This window comes from uncultured Streptococcus sp. (genome assembly GCF_963528215.1).
Taxonomy (GTDB): domain Bacteria; phylum Bacillota; class Bacilli; order Lactobacillales; family Streptococcaceae; genus Streptococcus.
This window is the reverse complement of sequence record NZ_CAURVL010000006.1, coordinates 62,719-83,948: the sequence shown is the minus strand read 5'-3', so window position 1 is coordinate 83,948 and position 21,230 is coordinate 62,719. Positions and strand designations below refer to the sequence as shown.

General features: G+C 44.4%; 20 protein-coding genes. 9 read left to right on the top strand and 11 right to left on the bottom strand.

Annotated features, from left to right (window positions below; translation table 11 throughout):
• Positions 1 to 166: 166 nt before the first annotated feature.
• The 4 genes from RWS24_RS04110 (at position 167) to zwf (ending at position 3,656) form a co-directional block, all read left to right on the top strand.
• Positions 167 to 304 carry an SPJ_0845 family protein gene (locus RWS24_RS04110; protein WP_004192860.1) on the top strand — a complete coding sequence of 46 codons (138 nt, stop codon included), beginning with the start codon at positions 167 to 169 and terminating at the stop codon, positions 302 to 304.
• Positions 301 to 1,206 carry a permease gene (locus RWS24_RS04105; RefSeq protein ID WP_125338479.1) on the top strand — a complete coding sequence of 302 codons (906 nt, stop codon included), beginning with the start codon at positions 301 to 303 and terminating at the stop codon, positions 1,204 to 1,206. Before RWS24_RS04110 ends, RWS24_RS04105 begins: the two co-directional genes overlap by 4 nt.
• Entirely contained in the window at positions 1,203 to 2,021 is an 819-nt protein-coding gene (locus tag RWS24_RS04100; protein ID WP_314365679.1) for a TIGR03943 family putative permease subunit, read from the top strand. The genes RWS24_RS04105 and RWS24_RS04100 overlap by 4 nt, the downstream gene beginning before the upstream one ends.
• A gap of 174 nt (positions 2,022 to 2,195) precedes the next feature.
• Positions 2,196 to 3,656, top strand: coding sequence for a glucose-6-phosphate dehydrogenase (zwf, locus tag RWS24_RS04095; protein ID WP_111675569.1), 1,461 nt, complete (start codon positions 2,196 to 2,198; stop codon positions 3,654 to 3,656).
• Between the two features lie 50 nt (positions 3,657 to 3,706).
• Here the strand turns inward: zwf and ftsY are convergent, their stop codons facing one another.
• From ftsY to yycF, 9 genes are all read right to left on the bottom strand, one after another.
• Positions 3,707 to 5,227, bottom strand: a complete 1,521-nt coding sequence (gene ftsY, locus RWS24_RS04090) for a signal recognition particle-docking protein FtsY (RefSeq protein WP_125336784.1) — start codon at positions 5,225 to 5,227, stop codon at positions 3,707 to 3,709.
• Between the two features lie 3 nt (positions 5,228 to 5,230).
• Positions 5,231 to 6,049, bottom strand: a complete 819-nt coding sequence (locus RWS24_RS04085; protein WP_111675567.1) for a Cof-type HAD-IIB family hydrolase — start codon at positions 6,047 to 6,049, stop codon at positions 5,231 to 5,233.
• Positions 6,049 to 6,843 carry a Cof-type HAD-IIB family hydrolase gene (locus RWS24_RS04080; RefSeq protein ID WP_002899943.1) on the bottom strand — a complete coding sequence of 265 codons (795 nt, stop codon included), beginning with the start codon at positions 6,841 to 6,843 and terminating at the stop codon, positions 6,049 to 6,051. Before RWS24_RS04080 ends, RWS24_RS04085 begins: the two co-directional genes overlap by 1 nt.
• Before the next feature lies 1 nt (position 6,844).
• A complete protein-coding gene (gene smc / locus RWS24_RS04075) occupies positions 6,845 to 10,381 on the bottom strand; it encodes a chromosome segregation protein SMC (RefSeq protein ID WP_314365669.1) in 3,537 nt (1,178 codons plus the stop codon).
• Positions 10,372 to 11,070 (bottom strand): ribonuclease III, encoded by a 699-nt coding sequence (gene rnc, locus RWS24_RS04070; RefSeq protein ID WP_111675565.1) that lies wholly within the window; start codon positions 11,068 to 11,070, stop codon positions 10,372 to 10,374. Before rnc ends, smc begins: the two co-directional genes overlap by 10 nt.
• A gap of 121 nt (positions 11,071 to 11,191) precedes the next feature.
• Positions 11,192 to 11,551, bottom strand: coding sequence for a DUF454 family protein (locus RWS24_RS04065; protein ID WP_002894940.1), 360 nt, complete (start codon positions 11,549 to 11,551; stop codon positions 11,192 to 11,194).
• A gap of 91 nt (positions 11,552 to 11,642) precedes the next feature.
• Positions 11,643 to 12,443: an MBL fold metallo-hydrolase gene (locus tag RWS24_RS04060; protein ID WP_111675564.1), complete on the bottom strand. Its 801-nt coding sequence runs from the start codon at positions 12,441 to 12,443 to the stop codon at positions 11,643 to 11,645.
• 9 nt (positions 12,444 to 12,452) lie between these two features.
• Positions 12,453 to 13,802, bottom strand: a complete 1,350-nt coding sequence (gene vicK / locus RWS24_RS04055) for a cell wall metabolism sensor histidine kinase VicK (RefSeq protein ID WP_002899938.1) — start codon at positions 13,800 to 13,802, stop codon at positions 12,453 to 12,455.
• Positions 13,795 to 14,496, bottom strand: coding sequence for a response regulator YycF (gene yycF, locus RWS24_RS04050; protein ID WP_002894937.1), 702 nt, complete (start codon positions 14,494 to 14,496; stop codon positions 13,795 to 13,797). The genes vicK and yycF overlap by 8 nt, the downstream gene beginning before the upstream one ends.
• A gap of 340 nt (positions 14,497 to 14,836) precedes the next feature.
• Between yycF and RWS24_RS04045 the strand changes: the two genes are divergently transcribed.
• The 5 genes from RWS24_RS04045 to RWS24_RS04025 all read left to right on the top strand — a co-directional run bounded on the left by RWS24_RS04045 (position 14,837) and on the right by RWS24_RS04025 (position 18,301).
• On the top strand, positions 14,837 to 15,598 hold the full coding sequence (locus RWS24_RS04045) for an amino acid ABC transporter ATP-binding protein (protein WP_009659238.1): 762 nt from the start codon (positions 14,837 to 14,839) through the stop codon (positions 15,596 to 15,598).
• A 14-nt stretch (positions 15,599 to 15,612) separates the two neighbouring features.
• Positions 15,613 to 16,425 carry a transporter substrate-binding domain-containing protein gene (locus RWS24_RS04040; RefSeq protein ID WP_314365655.1) on the top strand — a complete coding sequence of 271 codons (813 nt, stop codon included), beginning with the start codon at positions 15,613 to 15,615 and terminating at the stop codon, positions 16,423 to 16,425.
• A gap of 12 nt (positions 16,426 to 16,437) precedes the next feature.
• On the top strand, positions 16,438 to 17,118 hold the full coding sequence (locus tag RWS24_RS04035; protein WP_314365652.1) for an amino acid ABC transporter permease: 681 nt from the start codon (positions 16,438 to 16,440) through the stop codon (positions 17,116 to 17,118).
• 10 nt (positions 17,119 to 17,128) lie between these two features.
• Complete coding sequence (locus RWS24_RS04030) at positions 17,129 to 17,788, top strand: amino acid ABC transporter permease (protein WP_314365650.1); 660 nt, start codon at positions 17,129 to 17,131, stop codon at positions 17,786 to 17,788.
• Positions 17,789 to 17,896: 108 nt separating this feature from the next.
• A complete protein-coding gene (locus RWS24_RS04025) occupies positions 17,897 to 18,301 on the top strand; it encodes a hypothetical protein (RefSeq protein WP_125438163.1) in 405 nt (134 codons plus the stop codon).
• Between the two features lie 91 nt (positions 18,302 to 18,392).
• On the opposite strand, the gene thrS is transcribed toward RWS24_RS04025, so the two are convergent.
• Together thrS and RWS24_RS04015 are read right to left on the bottom strand one after the other, a co-directional pair.
• Entirely contained in the window at positions 18,393 to 20,336 is a 1,944-nt protein-coding gene (gene thrS, locus RWS24_RS04020) for a threonine--tRNA ligase (RefSeq protein ID WP_314365644.1), read from the bottom strand.
• On the bottom strand, positions 20,333 to 20,974 hold the full coding sequence (locus RWS24_RS04015) for an AAA family ATPase (RefSeq protein WP_314365642.1): 642 nt from the start codon (positions 20,972 to 20,974) through the stop codon (positions 20,333 to 20,335). Before RWS24_RS04015 ends, thrS begins: the two co-directional genes overlap by 4 nt.
• Between the last annotated feature and the right edge of the window lie 256 nt (positions 20,975 to 21,230).

Sequence of the window (21,230 nt, the reverse complement as noted above, 5' to 3'; positions counted from 1 at the left end):
ATATCACAAGTGCTTTGAAAGATAGGCTATTTTAGAACTATTTAGTACTATTTGTACAAAAAAATTTAGGGTAAATCAGCGACAAGAAGTCCCTTATGTTTCAAAATTTCATTTTTTGATGATTGGTAGTATAATAGAATTATTATTTTAGAAATGAGGTGCCTTTATGGCTGTTAAATTTACTAGATCAGACGATTTGGACAAGATGTTCGAGGAGTTTGCTACCCTACCCAAGATGGAAAAGGTAGAATTCCCTGAGGAAGACAAGAAAAGATCTAAAAACGAGAAGGATAAGAAAGAATGAGCTTCTTCTCTCAGTTGCCGGCCAGTGTCCTGCAAGCCGGTGCCATCTTTCTCTCCATTATCATTGAAGCCCTGCCTTTTGTCTTAATCGGAAGTATTATTTCTGGCTTTATTGAGGTGTATGTCACGCCAGACAAGGTTTATCGTTTCCTACCCAAGAACAAATGGGCCCGGATTTTCTTTGGAAGCTTGGTTGGTTTTGTCTTCCCCTCTTGCGAGTGCGGAATTGTTCCCATTATAAATCGATTTCTAGAAAAAAAAGTTCCCAGTTACACGGCTGTGCCTTTTCTGGTAACGGCTCCAGTCATCAACCCCATTGTGCTCTTTGCGACCTACTCAGCCTTTGGTAATTCCTTCCGAATGGCTCTGCTTCGTGCTTTAGGTTCTATGGTCGTGGCTATTCTTTTAGGGATTTTTCTGGGCTTCTTTGCAGACAGCAATATCCAAAAAGAAAATCGCAAGGCTGTTCATGAGCATGACTTTTCACATCTCAGTAAGGGACAAAAGCTTTTTCAAGTCTTCGTTCAAGCTATTGATGAATTTTTCGATACAGGCCGCTATCTGGTCTTTGGCTGTCTCTTTGCCAGCCTGGTCCAAGTCTATGTGCCAACCAGAATCCTGACCTCCATCAGCTCGACACCAGCTGTTGCTATTCTCCTGCTCATGCTGCTGTCCTTCCTGCTCTCACTTTGCAGCGAAGCTGATGCTTTCATCGGGAGCTCCTTGATTGCTAGCTTCGGCCTATCGCCTGTCTTAGCTTTCTTGGTCATTGGGCCTATGCTAGATGTCAAGAATCTGCTGATGATGAAAAACTACTTTAAGACACGCTTTATCTGGCAATTTATCAGCCTGGTTACCGTCGTCGTCTTTCTTTACTCTTGGCTTGTGGGGGTAGTGCTATGATTCGATTTTTAATCTTAGTCGGCTACTTTGAGATCACCATGTATCTACAGCTGACGGGCAAGCTTAATCAATATATCAATCTCCACTATTCCTATCTAGCCTACTTGTCTATGATTCTGTCTTTTGTCTTGGCAGTCGTACAGCTTATCATCTGGATGAAAAAGATGGAGGTCCACAGTCATTTAAATACTCGCTGGGCTAAGTTAGGTAGCGTGCTTCTTCTTGTCATTCCGCTTTTTGTAGGAATTTTCTTTCCAACTGTAACCTTGGATTCGACAACAGTTTCGGCTAAAGGATTTCATTTCCCGCTGGCTGAGGGAACTTCAATTGCTATTCAGCAGGACGAAGGCACAACCAGCCAATACCTGAAGCCGGACACCAGCACCTACTTTACCAAAGGGGCTTACGAAAAAGAAATGCGGGCAGCCGCTAAGAAATATGTCAAGCAAGATACCATTCAGGTCACAACTGAGAACTACATGGAAATCATGGAAGTCATCTATGATTATCCCGACGAGTTTGTAGGCAAGACGCTGGAGTTCACCGGATTTGTCTACAATGATCCCAGCGATCAGAAGAGTCAATTTCTCTTTCGCTTCGGTATTATCCATTGTATCGCCGACTCAGGTGTCTATGGCCTCTTGACGACTGGAAATACCCAGCATTTCGAGAATAATACCTGGATTCATGCCAAGGGAAAAATTACCATGCACTACCATAAAAGTCTGGGGCAAAGCCTGCCAACTCTAGAAGTTGAAAGCTTTGATAAGGTAGAAAAACCGGAAAATCCTTACGTTTATCGGGTATTTGAATAAAGAAAACGAGGCTGGCACAATCGTGTCTTAGCCTCATTTTTTATCTTTGAATATGTTTCAAGCAGCGGTCAATTCCTCTCTATTTATCCTCCTTTTCAGAAACCGAATTTCTGAATACAATCTTTAGAAAAATTGTGATAAAATAGAGACATCATTTAGAAAATAGGTATCAGGATGTCTTCAAAAGTTATTGTAACAATTTTCGGAGCCAGCGGTGACTTGGCCAAAAGAAAACTCTATCCATCCCTCTTCAGGCTCTATAAGTCTGGCAATCTTTCCAAGCATTTTGCAGTCATTGGAACAGCCCGCCGGCCTTGGAGCAAGGAGTATTTTGAGTCTGTCGTTGTCGAAGCAATCGCTGATTTAGCTGACAGTCCAGAGCAAGCCCAAGAGTTTGCCAGTCACTTCTACTATCAAAGTCATGATGTGCAGGATACCGAGCACTACATTGAACTGCGCAAGCTTCAAAACCGACTCAATGAGCAATACCAAGCTGAGCACAATAAACTCTTCTTCCTGTCCATGGCACCCCAATTTTTCGGTACCATTGCCAAACACCTCAAGTCTGAAAATATCGTAGACGGCAAAGGCTTTGAACGTTTGATTGTCGAAAAACCTTTCGGGACAGACTTGGCAACTGCCAGCCAACTTAACGAAGAACTCTTAGCGGCCTTTGATGAGGAGCAGATTTTCCGTATTGACCATTACCTAGGCAAGGAAATGATTCAGAGCATCTTCGCTATCCGCTTTGCCAATCTTCTCTTTGAAAACATCTGGAATCGTGACTACATTGACAATGTCCAGATTACTTTTGCTGAAAAGCTAGGTGTCGAAGAACGTGGCGGTTACTATGACCAGTCCGGTGCTCTACGAGATATGGTGCAGAATCATACTCTGCAACTCCTGTCACTCTTAGCTATGGACAAGCCGAAAAGCTTCAGCAAAGAGGACATTCGGGCAGAGAAAGTCAAAGTTTTTGAACGCTTGGTACAGCCCGATAAAAAAGACTTGAAACGCTTCTTTATCCGCGGTCAATATAAGTCTGGCACAGTCAAAGGCAAGAAATACATCTCCTACCGGAGCGAGCCTAATGTCAATCCTGACTCTATGACCGAAACCTTTGCTTCAGGAGCTTTCTTCGTAAATAGCGAGCGCTTCCGTGATGTTCCATTTTTCTTCCGAACTGGTAAACGCCTCACTGAAAAAGGCACTCTTGTCAATATCGTCTTTAAGCAAATGGAGTCTATCTTTGGTGAGGAATTAGCACCAAATGTTCTGACCATTCATATCCAGCCGACTGAGGGCTTCTCTCTCAGCATGAATGGCAAAGAGGTCGGCGAACGCTTCAGCTTAGCTCCCCTTTCTCTGGACTACCGGACAGACGCAACAGCTAGTGGTGCATCCCCTGATCCTTACGAAAAATTAATCTTTGACGTCCTTAACAATGACTCAACCAACTTCAGCCACTGGGATGAAGTCCGCTCCAGCTGGGAGCTGATCGATCAGATTGAAGAGCTCTGGCGTAGCAATGAAGTGCCTCTCCATGAGTATCCTGTCGGTTCTATGGGACCAGATGCTTCCTTTGAACTCCTTAGAGAATTTGGCGCTGACTGGCAGTGGTCTCCAAATAAGTAAGATTTAAAAATTGTTCATAAAAAACCAGTACTCGTACTGGTTTTTTTGTTTTATACCAAGCCTTCAAGCAGGCCTTTCATAAAGTTCTCTGAGTTGAACTCACCGATATCATCAATCTTTTCTCCAAAGCCAATCAGCTTCACTGGAATATCCAATTCCTGACGAATGGCTAGTACAACCCCGCCTCGAGCTGTTCCATCAATCTTTGTCAGTACAATTCCTGTGACTGGAGTTATTTTAGAAAATTCCTTGGCCTGAACCAGAGCATTCTGACCGGTTGAAGCATCGAGAGCTAAGAAAGTTTCATGTGGTGCTTCTGGATCCACCCGCTTAATAATGCGGCCAATTTTCTCCAGCTCAGCCATGAGGTTGTCCTTATTTTGCAGGCGGCCAGCCGTGTCAATCATAAGAACATCAACCTGCTCTGCCTGAGCACGCTCCATTCCGTCATATACGACACTGGCAGGATCGCTCTTCTCAGGCCCCGTTACTACGGGAACATCTACGCGCCGACCCCATTCAGCCAGCTGAGCTACTGCTCCAGCTCGGAATGTATCTGCTGCTACCAACATGACCTTCTTGCCTTGTTGTTTGTACTTATAGGCTAGTTTACCGATAGAGGTAGTCTTGCCGACTCCGTTAACCCCGACAAAGAGCATGACAGTCAAACCGCTTTGGAAATTGATTTTTTCATTAAAGCGGCCATCTTTCTCATATATGTCCACCAATTTTTCAATAATCAGCTGACGCAGAGCAGCTGGTTTTTTAGCATTTTCCAGACGAGCTTCATAGCGTAGTTCCTCAGTCAGACTGGAAGCCACTTGAACCCCTACATCACTAGTGATGAGAAGCTCTTCCAAGTCTTCGAAGAACTCTTCATCTACTGAGCGGAAATTAGCAAAGAAGGCATTAAGCCGTGCTCCAAACCCTGTCCGAGTCTTCTTTAGGCTGCGGTCATATTTTTCCTGAGTGGATTCCTCTTGAGGAAGTTCTGCAGACTCTTCTGTAGCTCCTGCTTCTGATTCTTCAGCAACATCAGCTGCTTGGTCTACCTGTTCTGATTCTGTTAGTGACTTAGCTTCTGTTTCTGGCTCGAACTCATTATTTGAATCAAATAGTACTTCGCCATTAGAAACAGCTTCATGTTCAACATGAGGTGATGCTTCATCCGATAGGTTTGTTTGTTCAACAAGTTCTTCTATCGTTTCGTCACTGCTTTCAGACTGGTGCTCTTCTAGAGTTTCTTCAGTCTGACTTGCTCCTTGAGCCATTTCTTGATTTTCTGCAATAATTTCTCTTTCATGCTCTGGCTCCTTGCTTTCTTCTTGGATGGCTTGAGATGCTGGCTCTTCAACATCAGCCAAACTATTTTTTGTATCCGAAATTTGGTCATCAAGTTGCTGCTCGCCTTGGTAGGACTGAACAGCTTCCGCTTCAAAATTTTCTCCTGCTTCTGGAACAGGCGCTGTTTCTTCTTCAAGCTCGTCAATGTTTTCCAATGCTTCCTTGACAACTTCTTCAATCGGCGGTTCTTGTTTTTTTCGGCCGAAAAGGCGGTCAAATAATCCCATCGGCTAATCCTCCTTTAGTACATATTCTTCAATAGCCCAAGCCACTGCATCCTCATCATTGGTCATAGGTGTCACCACATTGGCTGCTTCTTTGACGATGGCTACTGCATTCTGCATAGCCACTCCCAGACCAGCCCACTCAATCATAGACAGATCATTGGCTTCATCACCACAGGCCATGACTTGACTTCTCTCAATACCTAAATGGGCAATCAGTTTCTCCAAACCATTAGCCTTATGGACATTTTTAGGGGACCACTCCAGCAGCATTTCTCTAGATTTAAAAATCTCATAGCGCTCAAATAATTCCGGTGAAATTTGCTCAATAGCCGCATCCAGTGGTTCTTGAGCATAAGCAGTGACACATTTATTATAAGTCTGCTGGCTGGACAAATCACTAAAATCAATGGACTCAAAGGTCAGAGCTGGATTAAACTGAGCATAAAGCGAGTCTTGATCGGATTGAATCTGATAGACAAGTCCTTCGCAGATAGCATCAAGAGGGATATGGAGCTTGTCTGTTTCCTCATAAATCCGAACCACATCATCATAAGAAAAGACTGTTTTATCAAGAATTTCTCCAGTATTGCGCTGAACAAGTCCCCCATTAAAAGTAATGGTGTACTCATCTTCTCGACCGTCTGTTCCCAGCTCATGCAGGAAAAAGTCCATAGCCTTAAGGGGACGGCCAGTAGTCAGAACTACCTTAACTCCCTTGGCCTGAGCTGTTTTTAAAGCTACTAAATTGCGCTCAGAAATCTTCTTGTCTGAAGTCAGAAGAGTTCCATCCAAGTCCAGAGCAATCAGTTTTATATCTGCCATTATAATCCCTCCATGTAAGTGATAACCGACTGAGCATCATGGTGGCCGATGACTTCCTTGGCCACTTCTAAAATCTCAGGGCGAGCATTTTCAGTCGCAATCGGATAGCCAGCCACCTGCATCATGTGCAAATCATTGAGATTATCACCAAAAACCATGACTTGAGAAAGATCTATGTCTAGCTTCTTGGCCAACTCGACAATGGCAACCCCCTTATCCACATGGTCCAGAACGATGTCAATCGACTTGTAGCCAGTTGTCATGGCCTTGACTCCGTCGATATTCTCATTGACCCAAGCTTCGCCAGCTGCGACTTGGTCCTCAGCAAAATTGGTCGTAAACTTGAAAATATCATCGTCGATGTCAGCCAAGCTCGCTACTTTTTGAATGTTTTCATTATAATGAGCACTGAAAGAAAGATAGGTCGGATCCACAGTCTCCAAGACATAGCAGGCACGTTTGCCCGTCAAAAGCAGCTCATTGACATTGACATAGGGTGATTCCTGCAGCTTGTCAAAAACCTTGAGGTAAAAGTCCCGAGGCATAGTTGCTTCATAGAGGTCCTCGCCATGAAATTCCACTAAACTGCCGTTTTCAGCAATAAAAATAATCTCATTGCGCACTTCCTCAAACAGCTTTTCCAGCGACAAGAGGCCGCGTCCGCTAGCCACGGCAAAATACATACCTTTTTCCTTGAAGCGAGTCAAAACTTGCTTGAGACGATCCATATCAAACTGACCTTTACTGTCTAAAAAGGTGCCATCCATATCCGTTGCTACTAATTTTATACTCATGTTACATACTTTCTAAATCTTTTAACTTGACCGAGACAATCTTGGAAACCCCAGACTCCTGCATGGTAACTCCGTAAATAGAGTCTGCAGCTGACATGGTTCCCTTACGGTGAGTGACCACGATGAACTGGCTGTCCTTGTCAAAGCGATTGAGATAATCCCCAAAGCGTTTAACATTAGCCTCGTCCAGCGCTGCTTCTACCTCATCCAAGATGACAAAAGGAATGGTCTTAACACGGATGATAGAGAAAAGCAGAGCCAAAGCTGACAAGGCCTTCTCGCCACCGCTCATCAGATTGAGCGACTGGATCTTCTTGCCCGGTGGCTGTACGGAGATTTCTACACCTGCCGTCAGCAAGTCTCCCTCCGTCAATATCAGGTCTGCCGAACCACCGCCAAACATCTGACGGAAAGTCACCTTGAAGCTTTCACGAATGGCTTCAAAGGTTGATTTAAAGCGTTCCTTGACTTCGTCATTCATCTCTTCAATCGTCTCTAAGAGCAGATTTTTGGCTGATAGGACATCGTCTCGCTGTTCGTTGAGGAAGTTCAAACGATTGCTGACTTCTTCAAACTGCTCAACTGCTTCCAGATTGACTGGACCTAAAGCTCGAATGGCTTTTTCCAAATCCTTAACCTGGCTTTCAGCAGCTGGCAAACTTTCTAACGGACGAGCCTGGCTGCTTGCTTCTTCGAAACTCATCTGATAGTCATCTGTCAGATTGCTTGCCAGACGGCGCATGACATCCATGAGCTTATCCTTTTCTGCCTCTGCCTTGGCTTGCCGACGAATCAATTCTTCATTTTGATGGCGGGCTTGCTCCAAACGACTGGCAATATCATCAGACTGACCTTCCAGATCTTCAAGCTCAAATTTCAGACGAATCAGCCTTTGATCTAGCTCAGTCTTTTCTTGCTTGGCAGTCTCTAATTGCTCTTCCAGGATTGTAATATCGACCTTTTGCAGGCTGGACTGCTCCTTTTGCTCCATCAAGAGTTCCAAGGTCGCCTGCTCTTTTATAAGGCTAGCTTTTTCCTCGGACAGACGTTCCAAGTCATTCTTTTCAAAGCGTTGGTTGGAGGTCAGCTCTGTACGCTGGAGCTTGAGTTCAGCTAGACGAGAGGAAAGCTTGTCAAAACGAGCCTGAACTGCATCTTTGTTCGACTTAACCTGCTCTATTTCTGCAGTGATGTCTGCTTTTTCTTGCTCAATTTCGGTCAAGCGGGTCAGCAGTCGGTCTTTCTCTTCTGAAATATCCAAAGCAGATTGACAAGCCAACTCTTGCTCCTGTAGATTTTTCAGACTTGTGAGTTCTTCTACACGCTTGGCTAACTGTTCATAGGCCAGATTAGCCTTTTGCTCAGCCAAGCGAGCCTGCTCACCGTCTGTCTTGATTTGTTCCAATACCTGCTTAGCCTGACTTAGCTGGTTTTGCAGAATTTGCACCGCTTCTTCCTGCTCTTTCAAGCTGACATTTTTCTGCTTAATCTCCTCAAGCAAAGCATCTAGCTCCGGCTTGATAAAGATGGTATTGTTATTGCGGTTGGCACCACCGGCATAGGAACCGCCAGTCCGAAGCTCTGTTCCATCCAAAGTCACCATGCGAACCTGATAGCGCACTTGATGAGCCGCTGCTCGGGCATGCTCCACTGTATCAAAAATAGCGGTCGTTCCCAGCAGATTTTGAAAAATGCTGTCTAACGATGACTCATAGGTGACCAAAGAAGAAGCCAGTCCCAGAAAACCAGCACTTTTTTCAATCGTAGCACGGTTATGGTCAGGCAGCTGACGCGGCTTGATGGTTGTTAAAGGCAGGAAGGTTGCCCGGCCAGCTCGATTTTTCTTCAGAAATTCGATAGCCCGAGTCGCAGCCGCCTCATCTTCTACGATGATATTCTGACTGCTGGCTCCCAACGCAATTTCCAGCGCTGTCTGATAGTGGGGATCGAAGCTGAGTTTTTCGCTGACTGCTCCAACAATGCCACCCAGTCGGCCAGCTTCCTGCAGCACACTCTTGACCCCAGCATAGAAATTGCTGTGATTTTTGAGAATGGCTTCCAAACTATTAGAACGTGCCTGCTTGTTTTTGAGGTCGTCCAAAAGCTCAAACATCTTAGTCTGCTGATGCTTATAATCAGCCTCTAGCTTCTCTACCAACTGAACCTGACTTTGGTAGTCTGCTAGTAGATTCTTGAGGGCTTGGCGAGCAATTTCCAACTCCTCCAAACCAGCCTGCTCCTGAGTCTGACTAGCTTCCAAATCAGCCTGTAGCTTAGCATAGTCTGCTTTCTTGCTCTCAGCCAATTTAAGCTCGCTAGCCAGCTGGCTCTCCAGAGAAGTCAAGTCATTAGAAAGATTTGCCTCTTCCTGCATGAGCTTGACATACTGCTCACGCAGATGCTCAATCAGCTGATCCGGATCATCTGAAAAGTCTGCTAATTCTGCTTCCAAAGCAGCGATAGACTCCTCATTGTCAGTCAGTTGGGCAGCTATTTGGCTCAATTCAGCCTGCTTGTCTTCTATGTTGCTTTCTATCTGAGCCAGTTTTTCTGACAAAGCAGCCAAACGCTCTTCATTTTCCCGGCGGCTCGTCGCTGCCTGACTGGACTCCAACTTAGAAAGATCAATCTGACGCTCCAAATCACTGATTAAGCGGGTCAATTCCAGCAAACTAGCTTGATCATCAGACAAAGTTTGATTGAGCTCATGGCGCTTGGCCTTCAAGGTTTGGTTTTCAACTTCCAGCTCATCTCGCTTGCTGTAGTAGGCTGCCAGCTCCTGCTGGATATTCGTCAAATCTTCTTCAGCCTTGATCAACTTTTCCTTATTAGCTGTCAGCTGAGCGACCAAAACATCCAAGTAAAGCTCTCGGCGCTGGCCATCCAGACTCAAGAAGCGCTTAGCAGTTTCAGCCTGCTTCTCCAAGGGCTTGACCTGGCTCTCCAGCTCGTAGATAATGTCTTCCAGTCGATCCAGATTATCCTGAGTTTGACTAAGCTTGCTTTCCGTTTCCTTACGACGTGTCTTATACTTAAGCACTCCAGCAGCTTCTTCAAAGATTGCCCGACGTTCCTCTGGCTTGCTGTTGAAGATTTCCTCAACCTTCCCTTGGGAAATGATGGAGAAGGAATCTCGTCCCAGTCCAGTATCCATGAAGAGATCATGGACATCGCGCAGACGGACCTTTTTGCCGTCAATCTTATACTCACTATCACCGCTGCGGTAAATGTGACGCTCCACCCGAATCTCATTGGCAGCATCCTTGATAAATTGGTCACTGTTGTCCAGAACCACTACCACGGATGCGTAATTGAGTGGCTTGCGGGTTTCTGTTCCCGCAAAAATCACATCGGGCATCTTGCCGCCCCGCAGACTTTTCACACTGGACTCTCCCAAGGCCCAGCGCAGGCTCTCCGTAATATTGGACTTGCCGGAACCGTTTGGCCCAACAACCGCTGTCACTCCCTGATCAAAGACAACTTTAGTCTTATCAGCAAATGACTTGAAGCCCTGAATTTCAATTTCCTTTAAAAACATGAAGAACTTTCCTTTTCAAATGCGTTTTTAGCAGCTTCCTGCTCGGCCAGCTTTTTAGAACGCCCCTGGCCTTGACCGGACTTGCGGCCATTGATGAGAACAGCCACCTCGAAATTTTTGGCATGAGCCGGTCCTGTCTCGGAGATGACCTGATAGGTAATTTCCACATCACCATTAATCTGCAGCAACTCTTGCAGCTTGGTCTTATAGTCCGTCACCCGCTCAAAATCTCCCGCTTCCACCTTGGGAATCATGACTTGATAGAGAAAGCTTTTGACTGCTTCCACACCCTTATCTAAGAGCAAAGCGCCTAAAAAGGCCTCAAACAAATCTCCTAAAATCGTATCACGATTCCGGCCGCCAGACTTCTCCTCACCGCGTCCCAGCTTGATAAAATGATCAAACCGACAATCACGGGCAAAGCCTGCCAGGCTCTCTTCCCGAACAATCATGGAACGCAGCTTGGACAAGTCGCCCTCTGGTCTCTTAGGATATTTGGTATAAAGATACTCCGAAATAATCAGTTGCAGAACAGCGTCTCCTAAAAATTCCAAGCGTTCATTGTGTGAAATTTTTAAGAGGCGGTGCTCATTGGCATAGCTCGTATGGGTAAAAGCCGTTTCCAACAAGGTCTCATCAGCGAAAACCAAGTCAAACTGCTCCAGCAATGCTTTTTTCAAATTTTCCATTACTATTTTACATCATGCTGACTTCAGTCAGATAAGCAGCACGATACCTTTTCCTTTCCAAAGATATACAGTCTCTATTATAACAAAAAACAGGCGCAAACGCACCTGCTGACAATGATTTCTATTCCTTATCTGGAATTACTTTAAACAAATAATAGGTGATAAAAATGGTCAGACCCAACAGTCCAATCTTGACCCAAATAATAGGCGCTAGAAAAATGGAAATCCCCATCAAGATATAGATGGAAATAATAATCTTTTTCTTTCGCTCCTTGGCAATCGTTCCCGTCTCTCGAAAATCTGCCACATAGGTCTGATACATCTTTGTATGATAGAGCCAATTCTCAAAACGCTTGGAACTGCGTGAAAAGCAGGCAATGGACAAGAGAAGAAATGGTGTCGTCGGCAGGAGAGGAAGAAAAATTCCCAAAACACCTAACCCTAAAGATAATAGACCTATCACAAAGTAAATTGGTCGCATACAAGCTCCTTTGCAAAATAAAACCGTTACTTTTTAAATATATAATGGATATCGCACTAGAGCAATAAAACCAAACCTTTTGCTTTGATTTCTAAATACTCGTCAAAGGCGTTGCGGTATCAGGCGAGGTATCATAGACTTGGAAGTCGTGACCGACTGCCATATCGGCTTGAGCCAGCTGATTGACCATGGTCATGTGGGCCAATTCTTTGATATTATTTTCCTTACTGAGATGTCCTAGATAGATTCGCTTGGTGCGATTGCCCAGAGTCCGAATCATGGTCTCCGCTCCGTCTTCATTAGACAAGTGACCCATATCCGACAGAATTCGCTGCTTGAGACTCCAAGGATAGGCACCGCTGCGAAGAATTTCAATATCATGGTTGCTCTCAATCAAGTACCCGTCAGCATTTTCGATAATCCCAGCCATCCGGTCACTGACATAGCCCGTATCCGTCAGCATGACAAAGCTTTTGTCATCCTTCATGAAGCGGTAAAATTGTGGACAGGCTGCGTCATGACTGACACCAAAGCTCTCCACATCCAAGTCTCCAAAGGTCTTGGTCTTGCCCAATTCAAAGATATGCTTTTGACTAGCATTCAGCTTGCCCAAATCCTTTTCCATAGCCTTCCAAGTGGCCTCATTAGCATAAATATCCAGATGATACTTGCGGGCCAACACTCCAACGCCATGAATGTGGTCCTTGTGCTCATGAGTCACTAAAATGGCATCCAAATCCTCAGGCTTGCGGCCAATTTCGCTCAGCAAGCTCGTAATTTTCTTGCCTGATAAGCCAGCGTCAACCAGAATCCGCTTTTGGTCTGTTTCCAGATAGAAACAATTACCGCTTGATCCTGACGCCAAAATACTGTATTGAAATCCTTTAGTCATGTTTACTTTCTATATATCATCTTCATTATCCCAGTCGTCATCCCGGACGCCATCATTCTCATAAGGCAAGACAATGGTAAAGGTCGAGCCCACACCATACTCACTCTTAGCCCAGATAAAGCCCTGATGCTGCTTGATAATTTCCTTAGCAATGGCCAACCCCAGACCCGTTCCGCCCTGTGCGCGGCTGCGTGCCTTGTCCACTCGATAAAAGCGATCAAAAATCTTAGGCAGGTCCTGCTTGGGAATCCCCAGACCTTCATCCGCAATTGAGAGAATCAACTGCTCATCCGTTGTCTTGATGGAAACAGTAATGGTTCCACCATCCGGCGAATACTTGATGGCATTGTTCATGATATTATCAATCACCTGGGTCAGCTTATCTGTATCAATCTCCACCCAAATCGGTGTAATGGGATAATCACGGATAATCTCATATTTCTTAGTCTCGTCTTGATTCTTTATCTTGTCAAAGCGATTGAGGATAAAGGTAATAAAAGCCGTGAAATTCGTCAGCTCCACTTCTAGATGACTGGTCTCATTGTCAATGCGTGACAAGCTGAGCAAGTCCGTCACCATCCGCATCATGCGGTTGGTTTCATTGAGCGATACCTTGACAAAGTCCGGTGCTACTGGCTCAGACAAGGCTCCCTCATCCAGGGCTTCCAGATAGGACTTAACACTGGTCAGCGGAGTCCGCAACTCATGGCTGACGTTGGAGACAAAGAGGCGACGCTCCCGCTCTTCCTTGTCCTGCTCTGTCGTATCATGCAAGACAGCTACCAAACCAGAAATGAAGCCCGACTCCCGCCTTACCAAGGCAAAGCGAACCCGCAAGCTCAAGTACTCACCATTTTCATCCTGAGAATCTATCGTCAGCTCAGGAACATTGGTAATCAGGTCCCTCAAATCATACTCGTCTGAAATCGAAAGCAGATCCAAAATACTCATATTTTGGACCTCATCTCTCTTAACTCCCAACTGCTTAGTTGCCATATCGTTGATAGTGATAATCTGTCCCCGGCGGTTGGTCGCAAGCACGCCATCTGTCATATAGGACAGGATACTGGAAAGGCGTTTTGTTTCTTGCTCAAGGTTTTCATGTGTCAGTCGAATGACCTCTGAAAGATCATTGATACTGTTGGTCATATCTGTGATTTCTGGACTTCCCTGCATATCCAGCACTTCAGAATAGTCCCCTGCAATCAAATCTTTAACCTTTTGATTAAGCTGTACAAGCTTTTGGTTATCACGGCGATTTTCCAATAAAAGCAAGGCCACAACTACAATGAAGCCGATAATAATGATTGCAAAGACAAAATCCGCAGAAATCACAAATTGTTTAATTGCTTCAATCATTATTTCTCATATAATAGCCAACTCCGCGGCGAGTCAAGATATACTCAGGTCGGCTTGGCGTATCTTCAATCTTTTCACGCAGGCGGCGAATGGTCACATCCACTGTACGGACATCGCCAAAATAGTCATAGCCCCATACTGTTTCCAGCAAGTGCTCACGTGTCATCACTTGACCGATATGTGTCGCCAAATGGTGAAGCAGTTCAAACTCACGGTGGGTCAGCTCCAGCTCCTTGCCATGCTTCTTAGCAACAAAAGCATCTGGCAAAATCTGCAGTTCTCCAATGGTCAACTCGTTCGGGCCACTTTCTTCTACTTGATTTTCCACAACAAGGTCTGCCCGACGAAGAAGTGCCTTGACACGCGCCTGCAGCTCACGATTTGAGAAAGGCTTGGTCACATAGTCATCTGCACCTATTTCAAGGCCGATAACCTTGTCAAACTCACTGTCCTTAGCGGACAATACAATAATCGGCACATTGCTGGTCTTGCGAATAGTCCTAGCAACTTCCAGTCCATCCACTTCTGGCAGCATCAAGTCCAGAATCAAGATATCTGGCTGTTCTGCTTCAAACATTTCCAAAGCTTCCTTACCATCAAAGGCAGTCAAAACCTCATAGCCTTCTTTAGCCATATTAAACTTAATAATATCTGAGATTGGTTTCTCATCATCTACAACTAATATTTTCTTCATATGTTCACCTTAACATAAGATTGGGATTGAATCAACTTCATGATAGAAAAGTTGTGACATAGTCAGCTAAGTCGTCCTGCATCAAAACGTGCAAAAGGCAATCTAGTTTGCCTAGCTAGACTCCCAATCCAATTTTATTTATTTATATAGTCTTATTATACCAAAGTTTTCTTAAAAAACACTAATTCAAGCCATTTTTATTCCACATTTGTAGAAAATGGACGATTCTCATCCAAAAAAATTTTTCTCAGAATAAAAATAGTCATTTTTATTCAATTTGACAGTTTATTTATTCTATGGTAAAATCTATGTCATATTATCTAACACAAAGGAGAAAGATATGGCTTTAGTTGAATTTAAAAATGTCGAAAAGTATTACGGAGACTACCATGCTCTGCGCAATATCAATCTCAGTTTTGAAAAAGGGCAAGTAGTTGTACTGCTGGGACCATCCGGCTCAGGAAAATCTACTCTTATCCGTACAATCAACGCTTTAGAAGGTATTGACCAGGGAAGTTTGATTGTCAATGGCCACGAGGTCGTGAACGCTGCTGCCAAAGATCTGGTCAACTTACGCAAAGAAGTCGGAATGGTCTTTCAACATTTTAATCTTTACCCCCACAAAACGGTGTTAGAAAATGTCACTTTGGCGCCTATTAAAGTTCTAGGAATGGATAAACAAGAAGCTAAAAAAATCGCTCAAAAATATCTAGAATTTGTCAACATGTGGGACAAGAAAGACTCTTACCCAGGCATGCTGTCCGGTGGACAAAAGCAAAGGATTGCCATTGCCCGCGGTTTAGCTATGCACCCTGAGCTCCTGCTCTTTGATGAACCAACTTCTGCCCTAGACCCTGAAACAATAGGGGATGTTCTGGCTGTTATGCAAAAATTAGCCAAAGACGGCATGAACATGATTGTGGTCACACACGAGATGGGCTTCGCCCGTGAGGTAGCTGACCGCATTATCTTCATGGCAGACGGTGAGGTGTTAGTGGATACTACTGATGTTGATGCTTTCTTTGACAATCCTACCGAACCTCGCGCTAAGCAGTTTCTCAGCAAAATTATCAACCACGAGAGTGATAACGTGCTTTCTTAGAAAGGAGAAGAACTATGAAATTACAAAAAATACTCATCAGCCTACTCTTACTCCTATTGACTCTAGGCTTGATTCACGCCGCTCCTGCACAGGCCGATTCCAGTACCAGCCAAAAGGTCAAGGCTATCCAGAAACGCGGAGTCCTCAATGTCGGTGTCAAGCAGGATGTACCTAACTTTGGTTACCTCAATCCTGATAGCAATACTTACAGCGGTCTAGAAATCGATATTGCAAAAAAGATTGCCAAGGAACTAGGCGTCAAAATCAACTACGTTCCAGTTACCGCACAAACACGCGGACCACTTCTGGACAACGGACAAGTTGACATGGTCATTGCAACCTTTACCATCACAGATGAGCGTAAGGAAATCTATAATTTTACAACGCCTTACTACACAGATACTTCTGGTTTTTTGGTTAATAAATCCAGCAAAATTACAGACGTCAAGGACTTGAATAACAAAACTATCGGCGTCGTCCAAGGTTCTATTACTCAAACCTTGCTGGAAGAAATCGCCCAAGAGAAACAACTCAACTTCAAATATGTGGAGTTAGGCTCCTACCCTGAACTTGCTGTTTCCTTGCGGGCTCATCGTATTGATGCCATTTCTGTTGACAAGTCCATCCTGACCGGCTATGTAAGCTCCAAGTCAAACATTCTGGATTACAGCTTCAAAAAAGCCGATTATGGTGTGGTAACAAAAAAATCCAATACTCAATTGAATGACTATGTAGATGGCCTAATCTCTAAATGGAAGGAAGACGGCAGTCTACAGAAAATTTATGACAAATATGATTTAAAACCATCTGCTTCAACAGATGATTAGAAAGGAGACCCCATGAGTTTTAGTCTTTCTTCTTGGCAGGCCTATTTTGCGGACTTTGGCAAGTTTTTCCAAGGATTCCTCTTTACCTTAGCTATTTCTATCGGTGCCTTGATCTTGGCTCTTTTACTAGGGATTTTCTTTGGAGCTATCAGCACAGGTAAGCACAAAGTTCTACGTGGTCTAGCTCGTGTTTTTGTTGAGTTTTACCAGAATACACCACTCTTAGTTCAATTTGTAATTGTCTTTTACGGTCTTCCGCTAGTCAGCAATTACACCATCATGCCCTCAATCTATTGGACTGCGGTTCTCTGTGTAGGACTGTACCACGGTGCTTACATCGCCGAAGTCATCCGCTCAGGTATCCAGTCCATTCCTCGCGGGCAGACCGAAGCTGCACTCTCTCAGGGCTTTACCTATGTCGAAACCATGCGATACATCATCCTGCCCCAAGCTTTTCGGATTATCCTGCCACCGTTAATCAATCAGGTCGTCAATCTGATAAAAAACACTTCTACCGTCGCTATTATCTCTGGTATGGATCTGATGTTCGTGACCAAGTCCTGGTCTGCTCTGAATTCCAACTACATCCCAGCCTTTGCTGGAGCAGCTTTGCTCTACTTCCTCCTTTGCTTCCCTATCGCTAGCTGGGGACGTAAGGTAGAGGAAGCCAATAAACAAGCTTACAGCATCTAATGAGGTCTCTATGGAAAATATTTTAAAAGTCTTAACCACAAACAACCTCCTCTTTATCCTTAAGGGGCTCTTGCTGACACTGCAAATTTCTTTCATTTCCATTGTCCTATCCACGATTTTTGGAACTATTCTAGCCGTCATGCGAAATGGAAAAAATAAACTGCTCAAACTGATTGCCAGCATTTATATCGAATTTGTCCGTAATGTACCCAATCTGCTCTGGATTTTCACTATCTTTTTAGTATTTCAGATTAAATCAACGCCAGCTGGTATCATCAGCTTCACTGTCTTTACTTCTGCTGCTTTGGCAGAAATTATCCGGGGCGGTCTCAATGCCATTGACCCAGGTCAGACTGAAGCTGGCTTATCTCAAGGATTTACTCAGTTTCAAATTTTGCGTTATATCATCCTACCTCAGGCTATTCGGAAAATGCTGCCAGCTATCATTTCTCAGTTTGTCACAGTGATTAAGGATACCAGCCTTCTCTATTCTGTTATTGCGCTCCAAGAACTCTTTGGTTCTGCTCAAATTCTAATGGGACGCTATTTTGAAGCTGAACAGGTCTTCGCACTCTACCTACTAGTAGCAGCCATTTATTTCCTGATTAACTTCGCTATTTCCAGCTTCTCGCGTAAGCTATCCCAACGCTGGGCTCAAGCTGCAGAATAAGTAGCTTAAATACAGACCTACTGTGCAAAAGTTGAGTTTACCAACTCAGCTTTTATATTTTCAGCATTTATGATAGAATAATATCAAAGGCTAGACAAGGAGAACCCTATGAAAAAACTGATATGGCTTTTGTTCACTTTCTTCACACTCGTCTTTCTCAGCGCCTGCGGTCAGCACGCTACTTTTCAGGGAAAATGGAAGGCCCAGAAAGCAAACGGCGAAAACATTGACATTTTTTTCAATGACAAAACAGGCAAACTAGGTAATAAAGAATTTCACTATAAGATAGATGATTCAGGCTATCAAGACAATACTAAATATTACAGTATCACCGTCAGCGAGACCTATCACTACACCATCCTTTTCCCAGACGATGATATGAAAATAGCTACCCTTATAGAACCTGAAGACCCATCGAGCGATCCTCTTTATGGTGAAATGCTCTACGCCATGAACCGAGATGCCTATCCTGATTTTGACGATTATGTGGATAAATACCTGTATCAAGATTAAGAACCCTGCTGAGTATATCAGCAGGATTTTTCAAATTAAAAATAGTTTAACCCGAGCTAATTGCTCGGGTTAAGTTGTTGTTTGATGACTTCTATTTTTCAACACGTGATTTGTTGGCAATGTCTGCTAAGATTTGCTCTACAAATTCGTCTACTGGTATTGTATGTGTTTCTTTTTGACCGTAGCTGCGGACATTAACAGTACCGTCTTCTCCTTCCTTGTCACCAACGATTAGCTGATAAGGAATCTTGCTAGTTTGTGAGGCACGAATCTTGTACTGCATCTTTTCATTGCGCTCGTCCACATCAGCGCGGACACCTTTGTCACGCAGCTTCTTAGCCACTTGCCAAGCATAATCAATATGGGCCTCGTTAGAAACAGGAATCAAGGTCACTTGATGCGGAGCCAGCCAAGTCGGGAAGGCACCCTTGTAATTTTCAATCAAGATAGCTGTGAAGCGCTCCATGGTTGAGATAACTCCACGGTGAATCATAACTGGGCGATGCTCTTCACCGTCAGCTCCTACATACTTGAGGTCAAAACGCTCTGGCAAGAGGAAGTCTAGCTGGATAGTTGACAGAGTTTCCTCATTTCCTAGGGCTGTTTTAACCTGGATATCCAGTTTTGGACCGTAGAAGGCTGCTTCTCCTTCTGCCTCAAAGTAGTCCACACCCATTTCATCAAGGGCTGCTCGCAGCATGGTTTGGGCATTTTCCCACATCTCATCGTTATCAAAATACTTATGCGTATCCTGAGGATCACGAAGAGACAGACGGAAACGATATTCTGTCAAGTTGAAGTCAGCGTAAACGTCGATAATCAACTGCAGCGCACGCTGGAATTCATCCTGGATTTGCTCTGGCGTTACAAACAAGTGGCCATCGTTCAAGGACATTTCACGAACCCGCTGCAAACCAGTCAGGGCACCAGATTTCTCATAACGGTGCATCATGCCAATCTCAGCGATACGGATTGGCAGCTCACGGTAAGAGTGAACATGGTGTTTGTAGACTTGGATGTGGTGAGGACAGTTCATGGGACGAAGGACAAATTCTTCCCCGTCACCCATATCCATGGTTGGGAACATATCCTCTTGGTAGTGCTCCCAGTGGCCAGAAGTCTTATAGAGTTCCACAGAAGCCAAAGGCGGAGTGTAGACGTGTTGGTAGCCTGAAGCTAACTCTTTGTCAACGATGTAGCGCTCCAACTCGCGACGGACAGTGGCACCGTTTGGCAGCCAGAATGGCAAACCTTGACCCACTTCTTGAGAAATCATGAAGAGATCCAGTTCTTTCCCTAACTTACGGTGGTCGCGTTCTTTAGCTTCTTCCCGCATTTGCAGATATTTCTTCAGGTCTTTCTTGTCAAACCAAGCAGTACCATAGACCCGCTGCATCATAGCATTGTCGCTGTTCCCGCGCCAATATGCTCCTGCCACGTTCAAGAGGTGGAAGATTTGAATCCGACCAGTAGATGGGACGTGAGGCCCACGGCAGAGATCCACATATTCACCCTGACGGTAGATGGTCAAACCACCCTCATCTTCTGAGTGCTCTTCAATCAATTCCAACTTGTAAGGATCGTTTTTGAAAATTTCACGCGCCTCATCCTTGGTCACTTCCTCACGGATGGATGGGAAGTTTTCTTTGACGATTTTCTTCATTTCTTCTTCGATACGAGGCAGGTCTTCATTTGAAATTTGTCCTGCTTCATTGTCCGTATCGTAGTAGAAACCATCCTGAATGGCAGGACCAACGCCCAAGTGAATATCTGGGAAGAGACGGCGAGCTGCTTGCGCAAAGAGGTGGGCCGCAGAGTGACGCAAGATGTCTAAAGCATCTTCGTGGTCAGGTGTCACGATTTCAATAGCACCATCTTCAGTGATGGCACGAGTCGTATCAATCAATTCGCCGTTGAATTTACCAGCCAAAGCTTTTTTAGCTAGGGAATTGCTGATAGATTGAGCAATTTCAAAAGTTGTAACGCCAGATTCGAATTCACGAACAGCGCCATCTGGGAAAGTAATCTTAATCATGTGTTTTCTCCTTTAATATCTATTCTATTTATATTGGACAATTTAAAGAATCGAGCAATCTCTTCCGCAGTCTGCTTTTCTGACTGAATACCATCTGTTATGAGGCTAGGATAGCCTAATCTCACCGCTTCCTTACGAACCATTTGAGCAAAAAGAATGTCTCGCTGCATCCAGTTTTCAAAAGCTTGCTCAGGATTGGTTGTTCCCTCTAAGACATAAGGAACCCATTCTCTCTGTCTATAATGCTTTTTCTGAAAATCAGCTGTCGGAGTCAAGCATAGATAAGAGGGCACTGGGCATTCAAGCTCCTTTACCAAGTGAGGCAAAAGTCCTGCCCCCTCCACCAAGAGAGGTCTATCTTGATTTTTTATCAAGTAAGATTTTACATAAGGAAAAATCTCTTCATAAAAGCGCCATTCTTCATCTGCCATCTCTTCTGGATTTCTCATCCAGATTTGTTCCGGATTTCTGTCCTGTCTAAGAAGGCAAATCGGCTGTGAGTCTGCACTTGCTTGACTCATCATCTCGTCTACCAAATCATCCAGTTTGATATGAAGCAGCTGATACTGTCTAGCAAGAAGTGAAGCAATTGTTGACTTCCCACTACAAGGCGATCCGCCAATCATATAAAGCACCATTCTCCCTCCTTCTGACAAAAGAAAAACGACATCCTCAAAAGGACGTCGCAACGTGGTTCCACCTTCATTTATGCAAGTCAAAAAGACCTACACCTCTGATTGGCTCTAACGTAGCCACCGTTTTATGTTTTCATAAAAGCCAGTAGAGTAGTCCCAACTGCATCCTCTACGCGATTTCCAGCTCCACGCGCTCTCTAAAAGATTTCCTGCAGGTGATATGTCTCTAGAAAACATTATAGCACGATTGGAAAAATTT

Excerpts from the sequence above, each read along its gene's own strand:
- RWS24_RS04025 (WP_125438163.1), top strand. The coding sequence starts at position 17,897 with ATGAAAAAACTGATATGGCTTTTGTTCACTTTCTTCACACTCGTCTTT.
- RWS24_RS04045 (WP_009659238.1), top strand. The coding sequence starts at position 14,837 with ATGGCTTTAGTTGAATTTAAAAATGTCGAAAAGTATTACGGAGACTAC.
- yycF (WP_002894937.1), bottom strand. The coding sequence starts at position 14,496 with ATGAAGAAAATATTAGTTGTAGATGATGAGAAACCAATCTCAGATATT.
- RWS24_RS04100 (WP_314365679.1), top strand. The coding sequence starts at position 1,203 with ATGATTCGATTTTTAATCTTAGTCGGCTACTTTGAGATCACCATGTAT.
- RWS24_RS04110 (WP_004192860.1), top strand. The coding sequence starts at position 167 with ATGGCTGTTAAATTTACTAGATCAGACGATTTGGACAAGATGTTCGAG.
- RWS24_RS04080 (WP_002899943.1), bottom strand. The coding sequence starts at position 6,843 with ATGAGTATAAAATTAGTAGCAACGGATATGGATGGCACCTTTTTAGAC.
- RWS24_RS04040 (WP_314365655.1), top strand. The coding sequence starts at position 15,613 with ATGAAATTACAAAAAATACTCATCAGCCTACTCTTACTCCTATTGACT.
- RWS24_RS04060 (WP_111675564.1), bottom strand. The coding sequence starts at position 12,443 with ATGACTAAAGGATTTCAATACAGTATTTTGGCGTCAGGATCAAGCGGT.
- RWS24_RS04105 (WP_125338479.1), top strand. The coding sequence starts at position 301 with ATGAGCTTCTTCTCTCAGTTGCCGGCCAGTGTCCTGCAAGCCGGTGCC.
- RWS24_RS04085 (WP_111675567.1), bottom strand. The coding sequence starts at position 6,049 with ATGGCAGATATAAAACTGATTGCTCTGGACTTGGATGGAACTCTTCTG.
- zwf (WP_111675569.1), top strand. The coding sequence starts at position 2,196 with ATGTCTTCAAAAGTTATTGTAACAATTTTCGGAGCCAGCGGTGACTTG.
- thrS (WP_314365644.1), bottom strand. The coding sequence starts at position 20,336 with ATGATTAAGATTACTTTCCCAGATGGCGCTGTTCGTGAATTCGAATCT.
- RWS24_RS04015 (WP_314365642.1), bottom strand. The coding sequence starts at position 20,974 with ATGGTGCTTTATATGATTGGCGGATCGCCTTGTAGTGGGAAGTCAACA.
- vicK (WP_002899938.1), bottom strand. The coding sequence starts at position 13,802 with ATGATTGAAGCAATTAAACAATTTGTGATTTCTGCGGATTTTGTCTTT.
- rnc (WP_111675565.1), bottom strand. The coding sequence starts at position 11,070 with ATGGAAAATTTGAAAAAAGCATTGCTGGAGCAGTTTGACTTGGTTTTC.
- RWS24_RS04065 (WP_002894940.1), bottom strand. The coding sequence starts at position 11,551 with ATGCGACCAATTTACTTTGTGATAGGTCTATTATCTTTAGGGTTAGGT.
- RWS24_RS04035 (WP_314365652.1), top strand. The coding sequence starts at position 16,438 with ATGAGTTTTAGTCTTTCTTCTTGGCAGGCCTATTTTGCGGACTTTGGC.
- ftsY (WP_125336784.1), bottom strand. The coding sequence starts at position 5,227 with ATGGGATTATTTGACCGCCTTTTCGGCCGAAAAAAACAAGAACCGCCG.
- RWS24_RS04030 (WP_314365650.1), top strand. The coding sequence starts at position 17,129 with ATGGAAAATATTTTAAAAGTCTTAACCACAAACAACCTCCTCTTTATC.
- smc (WP_314365669.1), bottom strand. The coding sequence starts at position 10,381 with ATGTTTTTAAAGGAAATTGAAATTCAGGGCTTCAAGTCATTTGCTGAT.